Annotated in this window: 19 protein-coding genes; 8 read left to right on the forward strand and 11 right to left on the reverse strand. The window is 71.9% G+C overall.

The genetic code is table 11. The annotated features are described in order from the left end of the window. Positions 1 to 21: 21 nt before the first annotated feature. A complete protein-coding gene (locus ACFWRV_RS14945; RefSeq protein WP_384333750.1) occupies positions 22 to 912 on the reverse strand; it encodes an MOSC domain-containing protein in 891 nt (296 codons plus the stop codon). Between the two features lie 240 nt (positions 913 to 1152). Between ACFWRV_RS14945 and ACFWRV_RS14950 the strand changes: the two genes are divergently transcribed. Then, complete coding sequence (locus ACFWRV_RS14950; RefSeq protein ID WP_384333753.1) at positions 1153 to 1749, forward strand: TetR/AcrR family transcriptional regulator; 597 nt, start codon at positions 1153 to 1155, stop codon at positions 1747 to 1749. A 253-nt stretch (positions 1750 to 2002) separates the two neighbouring features. Continuing rightward, positions 2003 to 2737 carry an SDR family NAD(P)-dependent oxidoreductase gene (locus ACFWRV_RS14955; protein WP_384333756.1) on the forward strand — a complete coding sequence of 245 codons (735 nt, stop codon included), beginning with the start codon at positions 2003 to 2005 and terminating at the stop codon, positions 2735 to 2737. A gap of 330 nt (positions 2738 to 3067) precedes the next feature. On the opposite strand, the gene ACFWRV_RS14960 is transcribed toward ACFWRV_RS14955, so the two are convergent. Both ACFWRV_RS14960 and ACFWRV_RS14965 read right to left on the reverse strand, forming a co-directional pair. Continuing rightward, the gene (locus ACFWRV_RS14960) at positions 3068 to 4990 is read right to left on the reverse strand and encodes an AMP-dependent synthetase/ligase (RefSeq protein WP_384333759.1); all 1923 of its coding nucleotides are present in this window, start codon (positions 4988 to 4990) and stop codon (positions 3068 to 3070) included. 81 nt (positions 4991 to 5071) lie between these two features. Then, positions 5072 to 6367, reverse strand: a complete 1296-nt coding sequence (locus ACFWRV_RS14965; protein ID WP_384333762.1) for an acetyl-CoA C-acetyltransferase — start codon at positions 6365 to 6367, stop codon at positions 5072 to 5074. Positions 6368 to 6467: 100 nt separating this feature from the next. Between ACFWRV_RS14965 and ACFWRV_RS14970 the strand changes: the two genes are divergently transcribed. The 3 genes from ACFWRV_RS14970 (at position 6468) to ACFWRV_RS14980 (ending at position 9361) form a co-directional block, all read left to right on the forward strand. After that, positions 6468 to 7790, forward strand: a complete 1323-nt coding sequence (locus ACFWRV_RS14970) for a 3-oxoacyl-ACP reductase (protein WP_384333765.1) — start codon at positions 6468 to 6470, stop codon at positions 7788 to 7790. A gap of 5 nt (positions 7791 to 7795) precedes the next feature. Next, positions 7796 to 8650: a MaoC family dehydratase gene (locus ACFWRV_RS14975; protein ID WP_384333768.1), complete on the forward strand. Its 855-nt coding sequence runs from the start codon at positions 7796 to 7798 to the stop codon at positions 8648 to 8650. Positions 8651 to 8797: 147 nt separating this feature from the next. Continuing rightward, on the forward strand, positions 8798 to 9361 hold the full coding sequence (locus ACFWRV_RS14980; RefSeq protein ID WP_384333771.1) for a hypothetical protein: 564 nt from the start codon (positions 8798 to 8800) through the stop codon (positions 9359 to 9361). Here ACFWRV_RS14980 and ACFWRV_RS14985 read toward each other — a convergent pair. Both ACFWRV_RS14985 and ACFWRV_RS14990 read right to left on the reverse strand, forming a co-directional pair. Continuing rightward, positions 9351 to 10070 carry a DUF2238 domain-containing protein gene (locus tag ACFWRV_RS14985; RefSeq protein WP_384333774.1) on the reverse strand — a complete coding sequence of 240 codons (720 nt, stop codon included), beginning with the start codon at positions 10068 to 10070 and terminating at the stop codon, positions 9351 to 9353. The two genes, ACFWRV_RS14980 and ACFWRV_RS14985, sit on opposite strands and share 11 nt — an antisense overlap. A 144-nt stretch (positions 10071 to 10214) precedes the next feature. Beyond that, positions 10215 to 10859: a TetR/AcrR family transcriptional regulator gene (locus tag ACFWRV_RS14990; RefSeq protein ID WP_384333777.1), complete on the reverse strand. Its 645-nt coding sequence runs from the start codon at positions 10857 to 10859 to the stop codon at positions 10215 to 10217. 202 nt (positions 10860 to 11061) lie between these two features. Between ACFWRV_RS14990 and ACFWRV_RS14995 the strand changes: the two genes are divergently transcribed. Next, entirely contained in the window at positions 11062 to 12318 is a 1257-nt protein-coding gene (locus ACFWRV_RS14995) for an alpha/beta hydrolase family protein (RefSeq protein WP_384333780.1), read from the forward strand. A 104-nt stretch (positions 12319 to 12422) separates the two neighbouring features. Here the strand turns inward: ACFWRV_RS14995 and ACFWRV_RS15000 are convergent, their stop codons facing one another. From ACFWRV_RS15000 to ACFWRV_RS15020, 5 genes are all read right to left on the reverse strand, one after another. Next, a complete protein-coding gene (locus tag ACFWRV_RS15000) occupies positions 12423 to 13811 on the reverse strand; it encodes a dicarboxylate/amino acid:cation symporter (protein WP_384333783.1) in 1389 nt (462 codons plus the stop codon). Between the two features lie 401 nt (positions 13812 to 14212). After that, on the reverse strand, positions 14213 to 14506 hold the full coding sequence (locus ACFWRV_RS15005; RefSeq protein WP_384333786.1) for a DUF4229 domain-containing protein: 294 nt from the start codon (positions 14504 to 14506) through the stop codon (positions 14213 to 14215). A gap of 119 nt (positions 14507 to 14625) precedes the next feature. Further along, positions 14626 to 15195: a GNAT family N-acetyltransferase gene (locus ACFWRV_RS15010; RefSeq protein ID WP_384333788.1), complete on the reverse strand. Its 570-nt coding sequence runs from the start codon at positions 15193 to 15195 to the stop codon at positions 14626 to 14628. A 115-nt stretch (positions 15196 to 15310) separates the two neighbouring features. Continuing rightward, positions 15311 to 16474, reverse strand: a complete 1164-nt coding sequence (gene mqnE / locus ACFWRV_RS15015; RefSeq protein ID WP_384333791.1) for an aminofutalosine synthase MqnE — start codon at positions 16472 to 16474, stop codon at positions 15311 to 15313. 49 nt (positions 16475 to 16523) lie between these two features. Next, positions 16524 to 16979, reverse strand: a complete 456-nt coding sequence (locus ACFWRV_RS15020; protein ID WP_010063935.1) for an Lrp/AsnC family transcriptional regulator — start codon at positions 16977 to 16979, stop codon at positions 16524 to 16526. 121 nt (positions 16980 to 17100) lie between these two features. Between ACFWRV_RS15020 and ACFWRV_RS15025 the strand changes: the two genes are divergently transcribed. Next, positions 17101 to 17247 carry a hypothetical protein gene (locus ACFWRV_RS15025; RefSeq protein WP_164216548.1) on the forward strand — a complete coding sequence of 49 codons (147 nt, stop codon included), beginning with the start codon at positions 17101 to 17103 and terminating at the stop codon, positions 17245 to 17247. A gap of 10 nt (positions 17248 to 17257) precedes the next feature. On the opposite strand, the gene ACFWRV_RS15030 is transcribed toward ACFWRV_RS15025, so the two are convergent. Beyond that, positions 17258 to 17941 (reverse strand): UbiX family flavin prenyltransferase, encoded by a 684-nt coding sequence (locus ACFWRV_RS15030; protein WP_384333794.1) that lies wholly within the window; start codon positions 17939 to 17941, stop codon positions 17258 to 17260. 121 nt (positions 17942 to 18062) lie between these two features. On the opposite strand from ACFWRV_RS15030, the gene ACFWRV_RS15035 reads away from it, so the two are divergent. Then, positions 18063 to 18689 (forward strand): rhomboid family intramembrane serine protease, encoded by a 627-nt coding sequence (locus tag ACFWRV_RS15035; RefSeq protein ID WP_384333797.1) that lies wholly within the window; start codon positions 18063 to 18065, stop codon positions 18687 to 18689. Positions 18690 to 18692 lie beyond the last annotated feature (3 nt).

The following is an 18692-nucleotide window of genomic DNA, read 5'->3' on the forward strand; positions in this document are numbered from 1 at the left end:
CCCCAGGGGCGGCGCGCGGCGTCACGCCTCCGCGTCGCCCCACTCCTCGACGGCCACCTCGTCGCCCACCGACAGCTTCCCCGGCCGCACCACGGCGAACTTCGCACCGAACACCACCCCGCCCGCCGAGAAGCGCCGGTAGTCCGCGAGCGTCCGCAGCGGCTCCGGCCCGCCCCGGGCCCCGGCCTCCTGGTCGACCAGCGTGACCGCGCAGCGCACGGCGAGCTTGGTGTAGCCCAGCCCGGCCGCGCCGATGGTCGCGCGGCGGATCCGGTCCTCGGCGTGAGGTTCCGCCGCCCAGTCCGCCGCCTGCTCCGCGTGGGTTCCCTCGGGGTGGCTGTCGATGACGATGTTCGGGCGGAAGCGGTCCATGGCCAGGGGCGGGGCGCCACGCTCGGCCAGCCGCGTGTGCAGGTGGGTGAGGGAGGCGCGGGAGAGCACGTGGACGGCGCTGCTGTCGGCGTAACCGGACGTACCGGGGGTCAGGCCGTCGGTCTTCCGGTCGTGCTCCGGCGGTACGCGGACCAGGCGGCTCGGGGTGCCGAGGAAGTCCGTGAGCCAGGCGGCGGTCTCCTCGCCCTGGTCGATGCCCTGGTACGTCGCGCCGAAGAGGTCCACGTCGCGCCGGGCGGCGGAGGTGGTGACGTCCACGTGCAGGTCCCCGGGCACCACGCCGTCACCGCCGTCCGGCTCGGCGGAGGCGAGCGTGATCCGGCTGCCGTCGGCGCTGACGGTGGGCCGGACGAGGGCTAGGCGGGGGTCGCGGCGCTGGGTGCGGTAGACCCCGTCGACGCTGACGACCATGAAGCTTCGGTCGTGCGCGAGACCCGCCGGGGTCAGCTGCGTACTGCTCACGGACGTTCCCGCGCACCCCTTGACGGGATAGGTGATCAGATCGACGACAGTCGCCATCCGGCCGCTCCTTCGTGACGCCCTGCCCGCGGATCTGCTGCCGACGGGCCTTTACGGCCAGGGTGCCAGTCCGCGCGAACGATGATCGACGGGTTTTGCGCCACACCACGGGGGTGTCACTGCGCCATGCCACGCGCCGCCGCGCGCATCGGCGGTGACGGCGGCGGCGTTGACGAGCCCGCCCGGCTGTGGACGGACTCGTTATGGCCCGCGCGGTCCAGAAATGCGTACGATACGGATATGGCCCGGCCCCGTAAGTTCGACGAAGAGCGCGTGATCCTCGCTGTCCGTGACGCGTTCTGGGACAAGGGATACGCGGCGACGTCGCTGGAGGACCTGCTGCGTGTCAGCGGGCTCGGCAAGGGGAGCCTGTACGGCGCGTTCGGAGACAAGCACACCCTGTTCTTGCGGGTACTGCGCGACTACGACAATGCCAACCTGCTGACGCTTCGCGAAAGCCTGGAGTCCGCGGCGCGAGGCATCGACTTGGTGCGGTCATTCGTGCTCGGCCCGGCCGCCGACCCCACCGGGGCCGTCGCGCGCCGGGGGTGCCTGCTGGCCAACAGCAACGCCGAACTCGCCACCACCACTCCGGAGGTGGCGGCCGAGGCCCGCCGGAGCTACGACGCGATCACCGTCATCCTCGCCGAGGCGCTGGAGCGCGCCCGGCGCGAGGGCGACCTCGCCCCTGACGCGGACCCCGCCGACACCGCCCGCACGGTCCTCGTCGCCCAGCTCGGCCTCATCGCCCTCGGGCGCACGGGCATGGACGCCGACGCGCTCACCGCGGCGGCCCGGTCCGTCCTGGCACGGCTGCTGCCCCCCGTCGCGCAGTAGCGGAGCCCACCCGCCTGCCCGGTGCCACCGCGGCACCCGTGCGCCTGAGCACTTCCACGTGCGCCTGAGCACTTCCCCGTGCACCTCAGTGCTGCGCCTCGCCCGGACGCCCGCAGGCCGCGCGCGGGCCCGAGGCGCTCGTACGCGGCCCCGACCAGCGCACCCTGGCCCCGCCCATCCAGTTCTTGACTGCACGGTCCATATCAGAGATGGTTATTTACCTAGCAGTCCATAACCATCCGAGGAGGACAACATGGCCGTCTTGACGGACAAGGTCGCAGCGATCACCGGAGGCAGTACCGGCATCGGCCTCGCCACGGCACGCGCGTTTCGCGACGAAGGCGCCCGGGTGTTCATCACCGGTCGCCGCAAGGACGCACTGGAGGCCGCGGTCGCCGAACTCGGGAACGGCGTCACCGGCATGGTGTGCGACGCTTCGGTGCCCTCGGAGCTCGACGCCTTCTACCGAGCCGTGCGCGAACAGGCAGGCCGGATCGATGTGCTGGTCGCCAACGCCGGCATCGCCACCGTAGCCCCGCTCGGCGAGGTGACGGAGGAGGTGGTCGACTCCATGTTCGCCACCAACGTCAAGGGGACGATCTTCACCTTCCAGCAGGCGCTGCCGCACCTGAACGACGGCGCATCGGTGATCCTGACAGGCTCGACCGCGGGGACGCGGCCCGACGAGGGGCTCGAGGTCTACGCGGCGTCGAAGGCCGCGGTGCGCAGCCTTGCCCGCGGCTGGGCCCTCAGCTCGCGCGCACACGGCTTTCGCGTGAACGTCGTGTCCCCGGGCGGCACACGCACCCCGGGCCTGCTGGAGCTGATCCCGCCCGAGGCGCTCAAGCAGGCCGGAGACGGCGTCCCGCTGGGCCGCCTCGCCGAGCCCAAGGAGATCGCCGCGGTGACGACGTTCCTCGCCTCGGATGCGGCGAGCTACGTCAACGGCGCCGAGTTCTTCGCCGACGGCGGATACGCACAGGTGTGACCGACCCGCTTCAGGGATGGAGCGCTTCTCCTTCCCCCCGACCTGGTCCGTGCGCAACAGGAGTGGTTCGACGTCTACCGGGCGCTCGCCCAGCCGCGCCCGCGCCATGCCACCGAGCTGCGCCGCCGCCTGTTCAGCGGACGGGGCCGGGCCCGGCACGAAACGAGCGGGGCTGCGTACGCCGGCGCGGGGCGCTGAGCAGGCAGGACGGCGCCTCACGGCAGGGCGGGACTCCTCACTGCCAGAGCTCACTCCCCCTCCGGAAGCGGGTGTCACCCATGCCGGTCAGCAGAGCCACGGCCCGCCCGCCTCCGGGGCCCGGAGGCGCCCTCACTTCCGGTACAACGCCTCGATCTCCCCCGCGAAGTCCCGCGCGATCGCCTCCCGTTTCAGCTTCAGCGACGGCGTCAAGTGCCCGCGCTCCTCCGTGAAGTCCACCGGCAGGACCGTGAACTTGCGGATCGACTCCGCGCGGGAGACCAGGCGGTTGGCCTCGTCGACCGCCTTCTGGAGCGACGTGCGCAGGTCCTCGTCGTGGACCAGGTCGCGCATCGGGAGGTCCTGCTTCTTCGTCATCTGGCGCCAGTGATGGAGGCCGTCCGGCTCCAGGGTGATCAGGGCGGTGATGAACGAGCGGTTGTCGCCGACGACCATGCACTGGCTGACCAGGGGGTGCGCGCGCAGCCAGTCCTCCAGCGGGGCGGGGGTGACGTTCTTGCCGCCCGACGTGATGATGATGTCCTTCTTGCGGCCCGTGATCGTCAGGTAGCCGTCCTCGTCCAGCGCGCCCAGGTCGCCCGTCGGGAACCAGTCGTCCGCCAGGAGCGCCGGGGTCACCTCCGCCCGTTCCCCGTCCCAGTAGCCCCGGAACACCTGGCCGCCCCGCAGCAGCACCTCGCCGTCCTCCGCGATGCGCACCGACGTACCGGGCAACGGCCAGCCCACGGTGCCCAGGCGGGGTTTGAGCGGCGGGGTCACCGTGTGGGCGGCCGTGGTCTCCGTGAGTCCGTAGCCCTCGAAGATGCCGATGCCCGCGCCCTCGTAGAACGCGGCGAGCCGGCGGCCCAGCGGGGAGCCGCCGCAGATCACGTACCGGACCTTGCCGCCCAGCGCCGCCCGGATGCGGCGGTAGACCAGCGGGTCGTACAGGGCGCGGGCCGCGCGCAGGCCGAAGCCCGGACCCGGGCCCGTACCGTGTTCGGCGGCCTCCACCGCCTTGCCGTAACGCTGGGCGATCCTCGCCGCGCGGTCGAACGACGACGCCCGGCCCATCTTCTCCGCCGTCGCCCGGCCCGTGTTGTAGACCTTCTCCAGGACGTACGGGATGGCCAGGAGGAACGTCGGGCGGAAGCCCGCCAGGTCGGCGAGGAGGTCCTCGGTCTGGATGGAGGGGGCGTGGCCGAGGCGCACCCTCGCCCGCATGCAGCCGATCGCCACCATCCGGCCGAACACGTGGGAGAGGGGCAGGAAGAGCAGGGTCGAAGCCGGTTCCTTGGAGACCGACTTGAAGACCGGGTGGAGGAGTTCGATCGCGTTGTCGACCTCGGCGAAGAAGTTGCCGTGGGTCAGGACGCAGCCCTTCGGGCGGCCCGTCGTGCCCGAGGTGTAGATGAGGGTCGCCGGGCTGTCCGGTTCCAGGGTGGCCCGGCGGGCCGCGACCGCCGCGTCCGGGATGTCCTTGCCGAGGGACTTGAGGTGGCCGATCGCCCCCGTGTCGAACTGCCACAGGTGTGCCAGGTCGCCGAGCTGCTTGCGCTCCTGGCTGATCAGGCGGCCCTGCTCCGTCGTCTCCACCGCGCACGCCACCGCGCCGGAGTTCTGGAGGATCCAGCGGGCCTGGAACGCGGAGGAGGTCGGATAGATGGGGACCGTCACCAGGCCGGCCGCCCACGCCGCGAAGTCCAGCAGCGTCCACTCGTACGTCGTGCGGGCCATGATCGCGACCCGGTCCCCCGCCCGCAGCCCCTCCGCCATCAGGCCCTTGGCGACCGCCAGCACCTCGGCCGCGAAGTCGGCGGCGGTCACGTCCCGCCAGGCGCCCTCGGCGTCCTTGCGGCTGAGGACCAGGTCCGCCGGAGCCTCCCGGGCGTTGTCGAACGGGATCTCGGCCAGCGAGCCGTGCTCGACCGTCGGTGCGAACCTCGGTACGGAGACCTCCTGGACCCTGCCGTCGGGGCCGCGCTTCTTCGTCGGCTCGATCAGGACGGGCAGCGGACCAGCGGATGCGGATACGGCGGAAGTTGGCGTTGACACGTGCGGCTCCTCGGTCGGGGGTCGGGCGGGTCGGTTCGCCGGGTCGTCCGTCCGGCAGGGGAAAGACAGAGAACAACTGGACTACGGGCGTTCCAGAATCGCCGTCACCCCCTGACCGCCCGCCGCGCAGATCGAGATCAGCCCCCGGCCCGGGCCCTCCCGTTCCGCCAGCAGCTTCGCCAGCGTCGCCACGATCCGGGCGCCCGTCGCGGCGAAGGGGTGGCCGGTGGCCAGGGAGGACCCGGCCACGTTCAGGCGGGTGCGGTCCACCGGGGACAGTCCCTGCTTCTCCCAGGCGGCGAGGGTGGCCAGCACCTGGGAGGCGAACGCCTCGTGGATCTCGAACAGGTCGAAGTCCTCGATGCCGAGCCCGGCCCGCTCCAGCAGGCGCGGCACCGCGTACGCCGGGGCCATGAGGAGGCCGTCGTCGCCGTTCACGTAGTCCACGGCCGCCGTCTCGTACAGGGAGAGGTAGGCGAGCGGCTCCAGACCCCGCTCCCGCGCCCACTCCTCCGTCGCCAGCAGGACCGTCGCCGCCCCGTCCGTCAGCGGGGTCGAATTCCCGGCTGTCATGGTGGGGTTGGGGCCGGAAGTCCCGAACACCGGTTTCAACCCCGCCAGTTTCTCGACCGTCGACCCCGGGCGCAGGTTCTGGTCGCGGTCCAGGCCCCGGTACGGGACCACCAGGTCGTCCAGGAAGCCCCGCTCGAACGCGGCCGCCAGGCGCTGGTGGCTCGTGGCGGCCAGCAGGTCCTGGTCCTCGCGGGTCACCGCCCAGCGGCGCGCGGTGACGGCGGCGTGCTCGCCCATCGACAGGCCGGTGCGAGGTTCGGCGTTGCGCGGGATGTCCGGGACGAGGTGGCGGGGGCGTACGGCGGCGAGGGCCGCCAGGCGGGCTCCCGTCGTCTTCGCGCGGCGGGCGGCGAGCAGGATGCGGCGCAGGTCGTCGTTGACGCCGAGCGGGGCGTCGCTGGTGGTGTCGGAGCCGCCGGCGATCGCCGAGTCGACGGACCCGAGCGCGATGGTGTTCGCGGCGGCGATGACCGCCTGGAGGCCGGTCCCGCAGGCCTGTTGGAGGTCGTACGCCGGGGTGCGAGGGTCGAGAGCGGAGCCGAGCACGGTCTCGCGGGCCAGGTTGAAGTCGCGGCTGTGCTTGAGGACCGCGCCCGCGACGAACGCCCCGACCCGGTCGCCGGCCAGGCCGTACCGCTCGACCAGGCCGTTCAGCGCGGCCGTCAGCAGGTCCTGGTTGGAGGCGGTCGCGTAGGGGCCGTCGGAGCGGGCGAAGGGGGTACGGCTGCCGCCGATCACCGCGACGCGGCGCGGCTGGGGCAGTGGGAGCGGGACGAACGGGCCCTGGCTCGTCATCGTGACCATCTCGTCTCGGTCGGTCCGGGATTGTTCATCTCGACCAGCTCCTGACTCTTCAGTAACCTTACTCAAGAGTAAATCTACGACCGAGCAGGGAGTCAGGACAATGGCCGATCGCTATCTGCACCTCACCGGCACAGCACCCGGCCGCTTCCTCACCCGCCGGCTCGGCCTGCCGCAGCCCACCCCGCTGCGCCGCTGGACCCTGCAGACCCCGCGCCTGGACGGGCCGCTGCTGCACCTCACTGCCGGGGACTCGGCGATCACGGACGAGCTGGCGAAGGCGCTGGCGGCGACCGGGCTCACGGTCGACCCGCAGGCGGCGCGGCCCGCCGGGATCGTGCTGGACGCCACCGGGGTCACCTCCGCCCGGGGCCTCGCCGAGGTGCACGCGGCCCTGCATCCTGTCGTACGGTCGCAGGCTCCCGGTGGCCGGATCGTCGTCATCGGCACGCCCCCGTCCTCCGAGGACCACCATCAGGCCGCTGCCCAGCAGGCGTTGGAGGGTTTCGTCCGGTCGCTGGGGAAGGAGATCGGGCGCGGCTCCACCGCCCAGCTCGTGCGGATTCCGGCCGGGGCCGCGCCGGGGGCCGCCGAGTCCACCCTCCGCTTCCTCCTCTCCCCCCGGTCCGCCTACGTCAGCGGCCAGGTGATCGAGCTGACCACCGCCGCCCCGGACCCCGAGGCCGACCGGGACGCCCCGCTCACCGGCCGCACCGCCCTGGTGACCGGGGCCGCCCGGGGCATCGGCGCGTCCGTCGCCTCGGTGCTCGCCCGCGACGGGGCCCACGTGATCGTGCTGGACGTTCCGCAGGCCCGGGACGACCTGGTCCGCACCGCCGACCGGCTCGGGGCCACCGCGCTGCCGCTGGACATCACCGCACCCGACGCCGCGGCCCGGATCGCCGCCGCCACGCCGGACGGGCTCGACGTCCTCGTCCACAACGCGGGCATCACCCGCGACCGCCGCCTCGCCAACATGCCCGCCGACCGTTGGGCCCAGGTCATCGACGTCAACCTCGACAGCGTCCTGCGCACCACCGACGAGCTCCTGGCCTCGGGCGCCGTGAACCGGGGCGGCCGGATCGTCGGCACCGCCTCCATCGCGGGCATCGCGGGCAACAACGGCCAGACCAACTACGCGGCCAGCAAGGCGGGCGTCATCGGCCTCGTCCGCTCGCTCGGCCCGCGCGCCGCCGCCGAGCACGGCGTCACGGTCAACGCGGTGGCCCCCGGGTTCATCGAGACGAAGATGACCGCCGCCGTGCCGCTGTTCATCCGGGAGGCGGGCCGCCGCATGAACTCCCTTTCCCAGGGCGGACTTCCGGCCGATGTCGCCGAGGCCGTCGCCTGGTTCGCCCAGCCCGGTTCCGCCGCCGTCAACGGCCAGGTGCTGCGCGTCTGCGGCCAGAGCCTGCTGGGGGCGTGAAACCGATGACCTCACTCAGCGCCTCGCTCGTGCGCGGGGCCCTCTCCTCGCCGTTCAAGCGCGCCGGACGACCGGACGCCGCCCTGCCCCCGGGCCGCCTCACCCGCCCGGCCGCGCCTGTCGCGCCCGGCCCGCTCGCGGCGTACGGCAGGATCTGCGGGTTCACGGAGGCAGGCCCACTGCCGCTCACGTACCCGCACGTCCTGGCCTTCCCGCTCACCCTGCGGCTGATGACCGGCCGCGCCTTCCCGCTGCCGGTGCTCGGGCTCGTCCACACCTGGATCGAGATCACCCCGCACCGGGCCGTGCAACCGACCGAGCCGCTCGAACTGACCGCTCAGGCATGGGGGTTGACCCCTCACCGGCGGGGCACCGAGGTCACGATGGCGACCGAGGCGCGGGTGGCCGGGGAGCTGGTGTGGGAGTCCCGCAGCGGGTATCTGTCCCGCCACCGCCACGCGGCCCCGGCAGTCGATCGGGCGACGGCCTCACCGGCTCCCGCACCCGCCGCCCCGGCCGCCGAAGAGCTGCCCGCCCGGGCCGAGTGGCGACTGCCCGGCGATCTGGGGCGGCGGTACGGAGCCGTCTCCGGGGACCGCAACCCGATCCACCTGCACCCGCTGGCCGCCCGGCTGTTCGGCTTCCCCCGGGCCATCGCGCACGGCATGTGGACGGCCGCACGCTGCCTGGCCGAGGCCGGGAACGTTGCTGATATCCGTTCCGTACGGGCCGAGTTCAAGGCCCCTGTCCTGCTGCCCGCCACCGTGACGTACGCCGCCGACACCGCCGGGAGCGCCTTCGCGCTGCGGGGGCCCGAGGGGCGCGTGCACCTGGTGGGGGCGGTGGACCGGAGGCCGTGAGCTACTGCGTTCGGGCCGGGTGACGGTGCGATGGCCGGTGCGGCCGGCGGCCCTCCTGCTGTTCCGGGTTCCCGATCCGTTCGAGTAAAGGAAAGGTCAAGGGGCAGGCGGATGGGACGGATTGGGCGACCCAGGAGGCACGGGATCATGCGAGCACGACGCGTAGCTGGTTGGTCGAACGTCGCGTTGGCGTCAACGGTGGTGATGGCGCTGAGCGCCTGTGGGGGCGAGGGCGGGAAGACGGAGGACGGCCAGGGACAGCCCGCGGCGGCCACTTCGTCGCTGGAGCCCTCGGAGACGTCGTCGGCGACGGCCGGCGAGGAGTCGGAACAGAACGGCTCCGCGGAGCCGCCGGAGGTCACGGCGGTGACGGTGACGGAGACGGCGGAGGGCGACCGGGTCACCTTCGCGTTCGACGGCCCTGCCCCCGACCACCTGGACTCCTACGAGAAGACCCTGTCCGGGGCCGAAGGCAGAACCATCGAGATCAAGGGAAGCAAGTTCCTCCGAGTGGCCTTCGTGGGAGTGAGCCCGGACAGCCGCTTCACGCCCCCGGCCGGTAATGAGCGCATCCTTGAAGTGCGCTACCTGACGAACTTCGAGAGCGAGATGTCCGTCGGCATCGGCATCGTCGCGCCCGACGGCGCCGCGGACCCCGCGTACGACATCACCGCCGAAGGACATCAGGTCTTCGTCGACATCAAGGACTGACCCGCACGGCCGGCGTTCCCTCCTCGGCGCGCTGTCGGCGCACCGGCCTCTCCAGGCCCGGACGGGTGAGGGCACGGTCGTGGACGCGGCTCAGGAGCAGCAGGGCGCAGGTGGCGCCGATCAGGGCGCAGAACATGTCCCACTGGGTGTCCCACACGTCTCCCTGCGTTCCCAGGAACGCGTCCGCGGCCTCGCCGCCGGTGACGGCCGCCAGCCATTCCAGCATCTCGAAGACGGCGCTGAAGGCCAGGCAGGCGCAGACGGTGAGCACGGGGAGCCAGCGGCTGCCGCGGAGCGGGGAGGTACGGACGAGCAGTTCGCGCACCAGGACGGCCGGGACGAAGCCCTGCATGAGGTGGCCGAAGCGGTCGTAGGGGTTGCGGTCCCAGCCGAGCCAGTCGCGTACCCAGTCTCCGACGGGCACCTCCGCGTAGGTGTAGTGGCCGCCCACGATGAGCACCAGGGCATGCGCCGCCAGCAGCCCGCAGAGCAGGCCGCTCAGCGGGAAACGGACCCGGAGCAGGATGATCAGCGGCAGGCCCACCATCACCCACACCGTCTCCAGCAGCCAGGTGGTGGGGTCGGCGGCGCCGAACCTCGACACGACGAGAGCCGCGGTCACCGCGACGGCCAAGGCCGCCGGCAGCCGGCGATGCGGCGACAGTCTCAGGTCCGGCGACGGGGCGGTATACGGGTCGGTGGCGGCCATCGCCTGCTCCTCGTGTTGCGAGTCGGGCCCACAGTCTCGGCCTCGCAGGCAACCGCCTTCTTGAGTACGTGTACTCAACCAGTCTGTGCGGCAGGTGAGTTGTCGCCGCCACGCGGAGAGGTTGCGGTTCCGCCGCAACCGCCCCTATGCCGCCGGAGGCGTCCAGGTCCGGGCGTGCATCAGGTTCCCCAGGCCCGCCCAGGCGAAGTTCATCAGGGTCGCCGCGGCCTCCCGCGCCGAGACGTCCGGGGTGTCGTTGGCCCAGCCCGCCAGCGACTCCGCGGCCCCCACCAGGGCCTGCGCGAGCCCCGCCACGTCCCGGTCCGCGAGGGCCGGGTCGCTGTGGGCCTCGCGGGCGGCCGCTCCGATCAGGCCCGTCACGAACGCGACGATCTCGTCCCGCATGCAGCCGACCTCGCTGACGAACGGCTCCCCGTGCGAGCGCGCCTGACGGTGCAGGACCGACCAGGCGTCCGGATTCTCGGCGGTGTGGACGAAGAACGCCCTGAGCCCCGCCCACAGTTGGCCGTCGGCGGGCAGCCCCGGGTCCACCCCGGCCCGGACCGCCTCCAGCAGGGCGTTCGCCTCGCGGCGGATGCAGGCGGAGAAGAGGTCCTCCTTGGAGTTCAGGTAGAGGTAGACCAACGGCTTGGAGACGCCGGCCAGCTCCGCGATCTCGTCCATCGAGGCGGCCCGGTAGCCGCGCTGCCCGAAGGTCTGCACGGCGGCGTCCATCATCTGCTGCTCGCGCACGGCGCGCGGCATCCGCTTGCTCTTCACTGCACCCACGTCCGGCTTCCTCCCCGCCCCCACTGCCCTGCTCCCCGCCCAGAGTACGGCGGTGGGCGGCCCGGCGTCGCAGGGAGCGATCACCCGGCGGGAGGGACGGCCGGATGCGGTCGGCACCGCAGCGGGGGTCCACCCGTGGTCCGACACCGGCTCCACCCGGCGTCCGATGCGCTCGTCCGCTCGCCCGCCTAGCTTTGCGGACATGACGATCCTCCTTCGCACCAGACCGGCCGGGGTCGCCGCGACCGCGGCGGCGCTCGCCCTGAGCGCTCTGGCCGCCCTGGCCGGAACGGCCGCGCCCGCCTCGGCGTCCGGTCCGGCGACGACGGCGTCACCAGCGTCGGCCGCCGCCCCGGGCGCGGCCCCCGGTGACCTCGCCGAGCCCGCCGCGCTGACGCTCCCCCGCCCCACCGGCCCGTACGCCACCGGCCGCGACACCCTGTTCCTCACCGACCACGGGCGGACCGACCCCTGGGTGCCGGCCGCGGGGGCGCGCCAGTTGCTGGTGTCGCTGCACTACCCGGCCCGGCCGGGCAGCGGCGGCGACCCGGCCCCGTACATGCCGGAGGAGGAGGCCCGGCTGATGCTCGCGCAGCGCGGGCTGGACGACCCGGAGTGGCCCGGTCTGGTCGCCGCCACCCGGACCCACTCCCGTACGGCCGCCCGGCCGGCCCCGGGACGCTTCCCGCTGGTGCTGCTCTCCCCCGGCTTCGGCACACCGCGGGCCACGCTGACCGGGCTCGCGGAGGAACTGGCGAGCCGGGGTTACGTCGTGGCGACCGCGGACCATCCGTACGAGTCGACCGGCACGGAGCTGCCCGACGGCCGGGTCCTCCCGTGTGCCGCGTGCGACGTGGTGCGGGCGCAGCCCGACGAGGCGGCGCGGCGCACGGTGCTGGCGACCGTCTCCACCGGGCGGGCCGCCGACTTCTCGTTCCTGCTGGACCGGCTGACGGGGCCGCGCCCGGCGTGGCGGCACGCCCGGGCGATCGACCCGCACCGGGTGGGCATGGCGGGCCACTCCATCGGGGGCGACGCGGCCGCCTCCACGATGGCCGCCGACCGCCGGGTCGACGCGGGCGTCACCATGGACGGCACGTTCTTCGACCCGGTCCCCGCCCGGGGACTGGACCGGCGGCCGTTTCTGATGCTGGGGACCGACCCCGGGCACGCTCCTGGCGGCGACACGTCCTGGGACGAGGGCTGGGAACGGCTGGACGGCTTCAAGCGGTGGCTGACCGTGCTGGAGGCCGGGCACTTCACGTTCACCGACACCCCGGAGATCGGGGAGCAGCTCGGCATCGAGGACCCGGACGCGCCGCTCTCCGCCGTCCGTTCGACCGCGATCACCCGAAGCTATGTGACTGCCTTCTTCGACCGGAGCCTGCGCGGCCGGCCGGCCCGGCTGCTGGACGGCCCGACCCCGGCCAACCCCGAGGTGCTCTTCCAGCGCCCCTGACCGTACAGGGGTCGGTCAGGGGCCCTTCGGGGGAAACGGACAGCGCCCCCGGTCCACGTCGTCACAGGACGTGGACCGGGGGCGCTGTCGCGTCTACCGGGGCGCTACGCGGTGGCGGGCACCGCGGTCTTGGGCTCCGTGTCGCGGATCTCGTCCCGGTCGGCGTCGTCGCCGAAGGAGTCGATCGGGGAGGGCGAGGCGGAGTTGTACGCGTCGTGGTCGAGGATCTTCTCGCGGGCCGAGACGATCACCGGGACCAGTGCCTGTCCGGCCACGTTGGTGGCGGTGCGCATCATGTCCAGGATCGGGTCGATGGCCATCAGCAGACCGACACCCTCCAGCGGGAGGCCCAGCGTGGACAGGGTGAGGGTCAGCATGACCGTCGCGCCGGTGAGACCGGCGGTGGCCGCCGAGCCGATCACCGAGACGAAGGCGATCAGGAGGTAGTCGCCGATGCCGAGCTGCACGTCGAAGATCTGCGCGATGAAGATCGCCGCCAGCGCCGGGTAGATCGCGGCGCAGCCGTCCATCTTCGTGGTCGCGCCGAACGGGACGGCGAAGGAGGCGTACTCCTTCGGAACGCCGAGGCGCTCGGTGACCCGCTGGGTGACCGGCATGGTGCCGACCGAGGAGCGGGAGACGAAGGCGAGCTGGATCGCGGGCCAGGCGCCCTTGAAGAACTGGAGCGGGCTGACCTTGGCGACGGTGGCCAGGAGCAGCGGGTAGACGCCGAACATCACCAGGGCGCAGCCGATGTAGACGTCGGCGGTGAACGTCGCGTACTTGCCGATGAGGTCCCAGCCGTAGTCGGCGATGGCGTAGCCGATGAGGCCGACGGTGCCGATCGGGGCGAGGCGGATGACCCACCACAGGGCCTTCTGGAGCAGCTCCAGGATCGACTGGCTGAGGGTGAGGATCGGCTTGGCCTTCTCGCCGAGCTTGAGGGCGGCGATGCCGGCGACGGCGGCCATGAACACGATCTGGAGCACGTTCAGCTCGGTGAACGGCGTGATCACGTTGTCCGGGACGATGCCGGTCAGGAAGTCGATCCAGCTGCCCTTGGTCTCGGAGAGCTCGCCGTCCTTCGGCGTGAGGCCGGTGCCGGCGCCCGGGTTCGTGATCAGGCCGATCGCGAGGCCGATGGCGACCGCGATCAGCGAGGTGATCATGAACCAGAGCAGGGTGCGGGTGGCCAGCCGGGCGGCGTTGTTGACCTGGCGCAGGTTGGTGATCGACACGAGGATCGCGAAGAAGACCAGCGGGGCGACGGCGAGCTTCAGCAGCTGGACGAAGAGCGAGCCGATCTCGTCGAGGGTGGTGACGAGCCAGCCGAGGTCCTGGCTGCGGGCCAGCCAGCCGAGCAGCACACCGAGGACCAGACCGACGACGATCTGGGCCCAGAACGGGAACCTGGATATCCGGGGACGGGACCCGGAGCCGGAGCCGGTGGGCTGCTCGGCCTCGGGGGTGGTGGACGCGGGGTTCGCGGACACGGACACACTCCATGGGGGACGCATCGGGACGCACGGAGGCATCCGTGCGGTCGTGCGGTGGAACGGGGACGGGGTCGCGGCGCCCGCGTCAGGGGCGGCGCCGCTGCATGATGCCGTATCAGACGTTGCGGCAACAGACCGCGGACATACAGCGGCAGAGATCGACATGCAGGCGCGCCACGAGCGGGATGCTCGCGGCATGACGGAGGCGCACAGCTGTCTTCATGTCGAGTACGTTAACACTTGAACTTTGAGAAGCTCAAAGCCTTTCTTTGGCTCAGCGGCGGCGCTCCGGGCCGCGCACGTGTCCGGAAAACGCCGAAGACCCCGTTCCGGAGCGGCTGGCTGCGGTACGGGGTCCGGCGGAAGGACGGGGTCGCGCGGTGCGCGTGTGAGGAACCTTACTGAACGGCGTCCTCGCGGGTGCGGTTGGCATCGAGGCGCGCCTTGGTCCGGTCGACGCCGGAGACGATCTGCTCGGACATCTCGTCGCGCTGCTTGCGCAGCAGCACATAGCTGAGCGGGGCGGAGAGGACGAGGCCGAGGAGGATGACCCAGATCATGTTGGAGCCGCCGAGGCCGGAGGGGATCAGCCCGAAGTGGACGGCGACACCGGCGACGAAGAAACAGCCGACGAAGATCAGCAGGCGCAACGCCGTGTAACGGATCATCGCGCTCGGCTTGGCAGCGGACACGGCTGGCCCTCTCTTCCCATGGACGGTCGACACGCTTCTGCCCGTCCAGTGAAGCATGGCCCGAATTCTCTCGGTTCAGGGGGTTGCCGGGCCCGGGGGGGCTTGCCGGTCAGGGCCGGTCAGGCCGTGCCGGGCGTCGCGGACCCGCCCCCGACCGGCGTGGCGCCCCCCAGCGGAAGCAGCATGATGATGTCGTCGCGGTCGTCGCCGGGGGCGACGCGGATGGCGTCCGGGATCCGGCCGACCTCCTTGTAGCCGCAGGCGGCGTAGAAGCGGTCGTTGCCGGTGCCGCCCCGGCAGGTGAGCCGGATCGCCTCGATGCCCTCGATGGAGCGCGCGGCGTCGGCGGCGGCCGCCATGAGGTCGCGGCCGCACCCCTGGCCCTGGAGGCGGGGGTGGACCATGACGGTGTAGAGCCACAGCCAGTGCTTCATCAGCCGGTGGTCGTTGAGGGTGAGGAAGGCGGTGGCGGCGACGGCGCCCTCCTCGTCGCGACCGACCAGCAGCCGGGTGCGGCCCTGCTCGATGGCCACGAGGTGCTTGACCAGGTCGGGCCGGATCTCCTCGGCCGTGACGGGCGGAACGAAGCCGACGGCTCCGCCCGCGTTGCTGACATCGGCCCAGAGGGCGGTGACGCCGTCGCGGAGGGCAGGGGTGAACGAGGGATCCAGCTCAAAGGTAAGGGCCATTGGGGAACAGTAACTATTACAGACGGGGCGGCTCAACCCTGTCCGGAACATGAGAAAGCCCCGGCCGGGAACGGCGGCCGGGGCTTTCGTACGAACCGGGGTTCGGGCGTACGCGTCAGACGCGCATCGGCTGCGGCGACTCGCGCCGGTCCGCCTCCGGGCCCGGGTACTCGCGCAGGATCTCGTACCGGGTGTTCCGCTCGACCGGCCGGAAACCGGCGTCGCGGATCAGGTCCAGCAGATCCTCGCGGCCGAGCTTGTTCGGAGTGCCGAAGTCGTCCGCGTCGTGCGTGATCTTGTACTCGACGACCGAGCCGTCCATGTCGTCCGCACCGTGCTGCAGCGCGAGCTGGGCGGTCTGCACACCGTGCATCACCCAGAACACCTTGACGTGCGGCACGTTGTCGAAGAGCAGCCGGGAGACCGCGAAGGTCTTCAGCGCCTCCGCGCCGGTCGCCATCGTGGTGCGCGCCTGGAGCTTGTTGCGGACCTTGCCGTCCTTCATGTCCACGAAGTCGTGCTGGTAGCGCAGCGGGATGAAGACCTGGAAGCCGCCGGTCTCGTCCTGCATCTCCCGCAGCCGCAGCACGTGGTCGACGCGGTGACGGGGCTCCTCGATGTGCCCGTACAGCATCGTCGCGGGGGTCTTGAGCCCCTTCTCGTGCGCGAGGCGGTGGATGCGCGACCAGTCCTCCCAGTGGGTGCGGTGGTCGACGATGTGCTGGCGGACCTCCCAGTCGAAGATCTCCGCGCCGCCGCCGGTCAGCGATTCGAGACCGGCCTCGATCAGCTCGTCGAGGATCTCGGAGGCCGAGAGGCCGGAGATCGTCTCGAAGTGGTGGATCTCCGTCGCCGTGAACGCCTTCAGCGCCACGTCCGGCAGGGCTTCCTTCAGCGCGCTGAGCGAGCGCGGGTAGTACCGCCACGGAAGCGTCGGGTGGAGTCCGTTGACGATGTGCAGCTCGGTGAGGTTCTCGCCCTCCATCGCCTTCGCGAGGCGGACGGCCTCCTCGATGCGCATCGTGTACGCGTCCTTCTCCCCCGGCTTGCGCTGGAACGAGCAGTACGCGCAGGAGGCGGTGCACACGTTGGTCATGTTGAGGTGACGGTTGACGTTGAAGTGCACCACGTCGCCGTTCTTGCGCATGCGCACCTCGTGCGCCAGCCCGCCCAGCCACGCCAGGTCGTCGGACTCGTAGAGGGCGATCCCGTCCTCGCGGGTCAGCCGCTCGCCGGCCCGGACCTTCTCCTCCAGCTCGCGCTTGAGTCCCGCGTCCACTAGGCCGCCTCCCATATCTCCGTGTATCAGACTCCGACCCACGGTACGCCTAGGACTCCTCGGGGAGTTCCCCGACCCGGTTCTCCCACTTGGTGGAGAGCACGATCGTCGTACGCGTCCGCGAGACGCCCTTCGTACCGCTGAGGCGGCGGATCGTCTTCTCCAGGCCGTCCACGTCGCCGACCCGCACCTTGAGCATGTACGAGTCGTCGCCCGCGATGAACCAGCAGTCCTCGATCTCCGCGAGGTCCTTCAGTCGGCGCGCCACGTCCTCGTGGTCGGCCGCGTCCGAGAGCGAGATCCCGATCAGCGCGGTCACGCCGAGCCCCAGCGACGCGGAGTCGACGGTGGCGCGGTAGCCGGTGATGACACCGGCGGTTTCCAGCCGGTTGATGCGGTCGGTGACGCTGGGCCCGGAGAGCCCCACGAGCCGCCCCAGCTCGGCGTACGAGGCCCTGCCGTTCTCCCTGAGGGCCTGAATGAGCTGCCTGTCCACCGCGTCCATGTGACTGAAACCTTCCATTGTTCAGCAGTACCGCGAGTCTACGTGTAGAATCTAAGGCATGCAGGGCCGACGCCCTGCAAATCTTCTAGAACATCCAAGAAACGCTTTCGAATCTTCAGGAGTGAACTTCACCGTGTACACGATCGAGATGGCCTACGCCCGGATGCGCGAGCTGCAGGACCTGGCCAACCGCTCGCGTGCCCACCAGCCCGCCGCCGCGCACCGCGTCGACAAGACCCGCTCCCCCCGCGCGCACAAGAAGCGCTGACCCGGACCCCTCAGTCCTCCGGGCTGCGGGAGCCGCCACCGAGCTCTCCCTCCCAGCGGCGGTACAAGCGGTGCGGCACGGCTGCCGCGTCCAGCACCCGCCCCGCGACGAAATCCACCAGATCCTGGATGTGCGTCGCACCCGCGTAGAACGCCGGAGAGGCGGGCAGCACGACCGCGCCCGCCTCGTCCAAGGCCACCATCTGCTTCAGCGTCTGGCCGCTCAGCGGGGTCTCGCGCACCGCGACGACGAGCGGGCGGCGCTCCTTCAGCGTCACGCTCGCGGCCCGCTGGAGCAGGTCCTTCGACAGCCCGAGCGCCACTCCGGCCACACAGGCCGTCGAGGCCGGCACGATCAGCATCCCCTTCGCCGGGTACGACCCGGAGGACGGCCCGGCCGCCAGATCACCGGCAGGCCAGTGCCGTACGCGCTCCAGCTCCGCGTCGCCCAACGAGAACGCGTCCGGCTTCCCGTCGGCGCCACGTTGCAGCCAACAGCGCAGGTCCTCGCGCCAGTGCGCGTCCCGGAACGCGATACCGGTCTCGTCCAGCAGCGTGAGGCGCGAGGCCCGGCTCACCACCAGGTCCACGCTCTCACCGGCCGCCAGGAGCCCGCGCAGAACGGCGGCCGCGAACGGGGTACCCGAAGCGCCGGACACCCCGACAATCCAAGGCCGCCGCTGGTGCTGAGTCACTGAAGTCCTGGATTCCACACCTGCGAGCCTATCCGGCACGCCTCCGCGCCCAGCACCCGGAACCGGGCGGACGCCACAGACGTTCTCCGGGTGACGGGCAACCCGGGGGCAGGGGCAGACCATGGGCGACTACTGGACCACCGACCGCACCACGAACGACGGCACCACCGGCAGCGCGCGGGCCCTGACCGCAGGATTCCTGATGGCGGGCTGGGTGGCCCTGCTGTGGGTCCTCGAAGGGATCGACGCCGCCACGGGCAACGCGCTGGACACCTACGGCATCAGCCCCCGCGAGATGGCCGAGCTGCGGGACGTGGTGCCCGCCGCTTTCCTGCACAGCGGCTGGGAGCACGTGGCCTCCAACAGCGTCCCGCTGCTCGTCCTCGGCTTCATCGCGGCCCTCGCCGGGCTGCGCCGGTTCGCCGCCGTCGTCGTCACGATCATCCTGGTCAGCGGCCTCGGCGTCTGGCTGACCGCCCCGGAGAACACCATCACGCTCGGCGCGTCCGGCGTGGTCTTCGGGCTGCTGGGCTATCTGCTGGTCCGCGGCTTCGTGGACCGCCGCCCCTGGGACGTCCTCATAGGCATCGGCGTCGCCGTGGTCTACGGCTCGCTCCTGTGGGGCGTCCTGCCGACCAACACGGGCGTCAGCTGGCAGGGCCACCTCTTCGGCCTCGTCGGCGGGGTGGCGGCGGCCTTCTTCTTCCGCCGCCCGCGCCGCGCCCCGGACAACCTGGTCACGGTCTGAGAC

The organism is Streptomyces sp. NPDC058576 (assembly GCF_042718715.1).
Lineage (GTDB): Bacteria > Actinomycetota > Actinomycetes > Streptomycetales > Streptomycetaceae > Streptomyces.

What these genes read in the sequence shown, in the direction of transcription:
- ACFWRV_RS14945 (WP_384333750.1), bottom strand. Translation starts at nt 912, where the DNA reads ATGGCGACTGTCGTCGATCTGATCACCTATCCCGTCAAGGGGTGCGCG.
- ACFWRV_RS14950 (WP_384333753.1), top strand. Translation starts at nt 1,153, where the DNA reads ATGGCCCGGCCCCGTAAGTTCGACGAAGAGCGCGTGATCCTCGCTGTC.
- ACFWRV_RS14955 (WP_384333756.1), top strand. Translation starts at nt 2,003, where the DNA reads ATGGCCGTCTTGACGGACAAGGTCGCAGCGATCACCGGAGGCAGTACC.
- ACFWRV_RS14965 (WP_384333762.1), bottom strand. Translation starts at nt 6,367, where the DNA reads ATGGTCACGATGACGAGCCAGGGCCCGTTCGTCCCGCTCCCACTGCCC.
- ACFWRV_RS14970 (WP_384333765.1), top strand. Translation starts at nt 6,468, where the DNA reads ATGGCCGATCGCTATCTGCACCTCACCGGCACAGCACCCGGCCGCTTC.
- ACFWRV_RS14975 (WP_384333768.1), top strand. Translation starts at nt 7,796, where the DNA reads ATGACCTCACTCAGCGCCTCGCTCGTGCGCGGGGCCCTCTCCTCGCCG.
- ACFWRV_RS14980 (WP_384333771.1), top strand. Translation starts at nt 8,798, where the DNA reads ATGCGAGCACGACGCGTAGCTGGTTGGTCGAACGTCGCGTTGGCGTCA.
- ACFWRV_RS14985 (WP_384333774.1), bottom strand. Translation starts at nt 10,070, where the DNA reads ATGGCCGCCACCGACCCGTATACCGCCCCGTCGCCGGACCTGAGACTG.
- ACFWRV_RS14995 (WP_384333780.1), top strand. Translation starts at nt 11,062, where the DNA reads ATGACGATCCTCCTTCGCACCAGACCGGCCGGGGTCGCCGCGACCGCG.
- ACFWRV_RS15010 (WP_384333788.1), bottom strand. Translation starts at nt 15,195, where the DNA reads ATGGCCCTTACCTTTGAGCTGGATCCCTCGTTCACCCCTGCCCTCCGC.
- ACFWRV_RS15020 (WP_010063935.1), bottom strand. Translation starts at nt 16,979, where the DNA reads ATGGACGCGGTGGACAGGCAGCTCATTCAGGCCCTCAGGGAGAACGGC.
- ACFWRV_RS15035 (WP_384333797.1), top strand. Translation starts at nt 18,063, where the DNA reads ATGGGCGACTACTGGACCACCGACCGCACCACGAACGACGGCACCACC.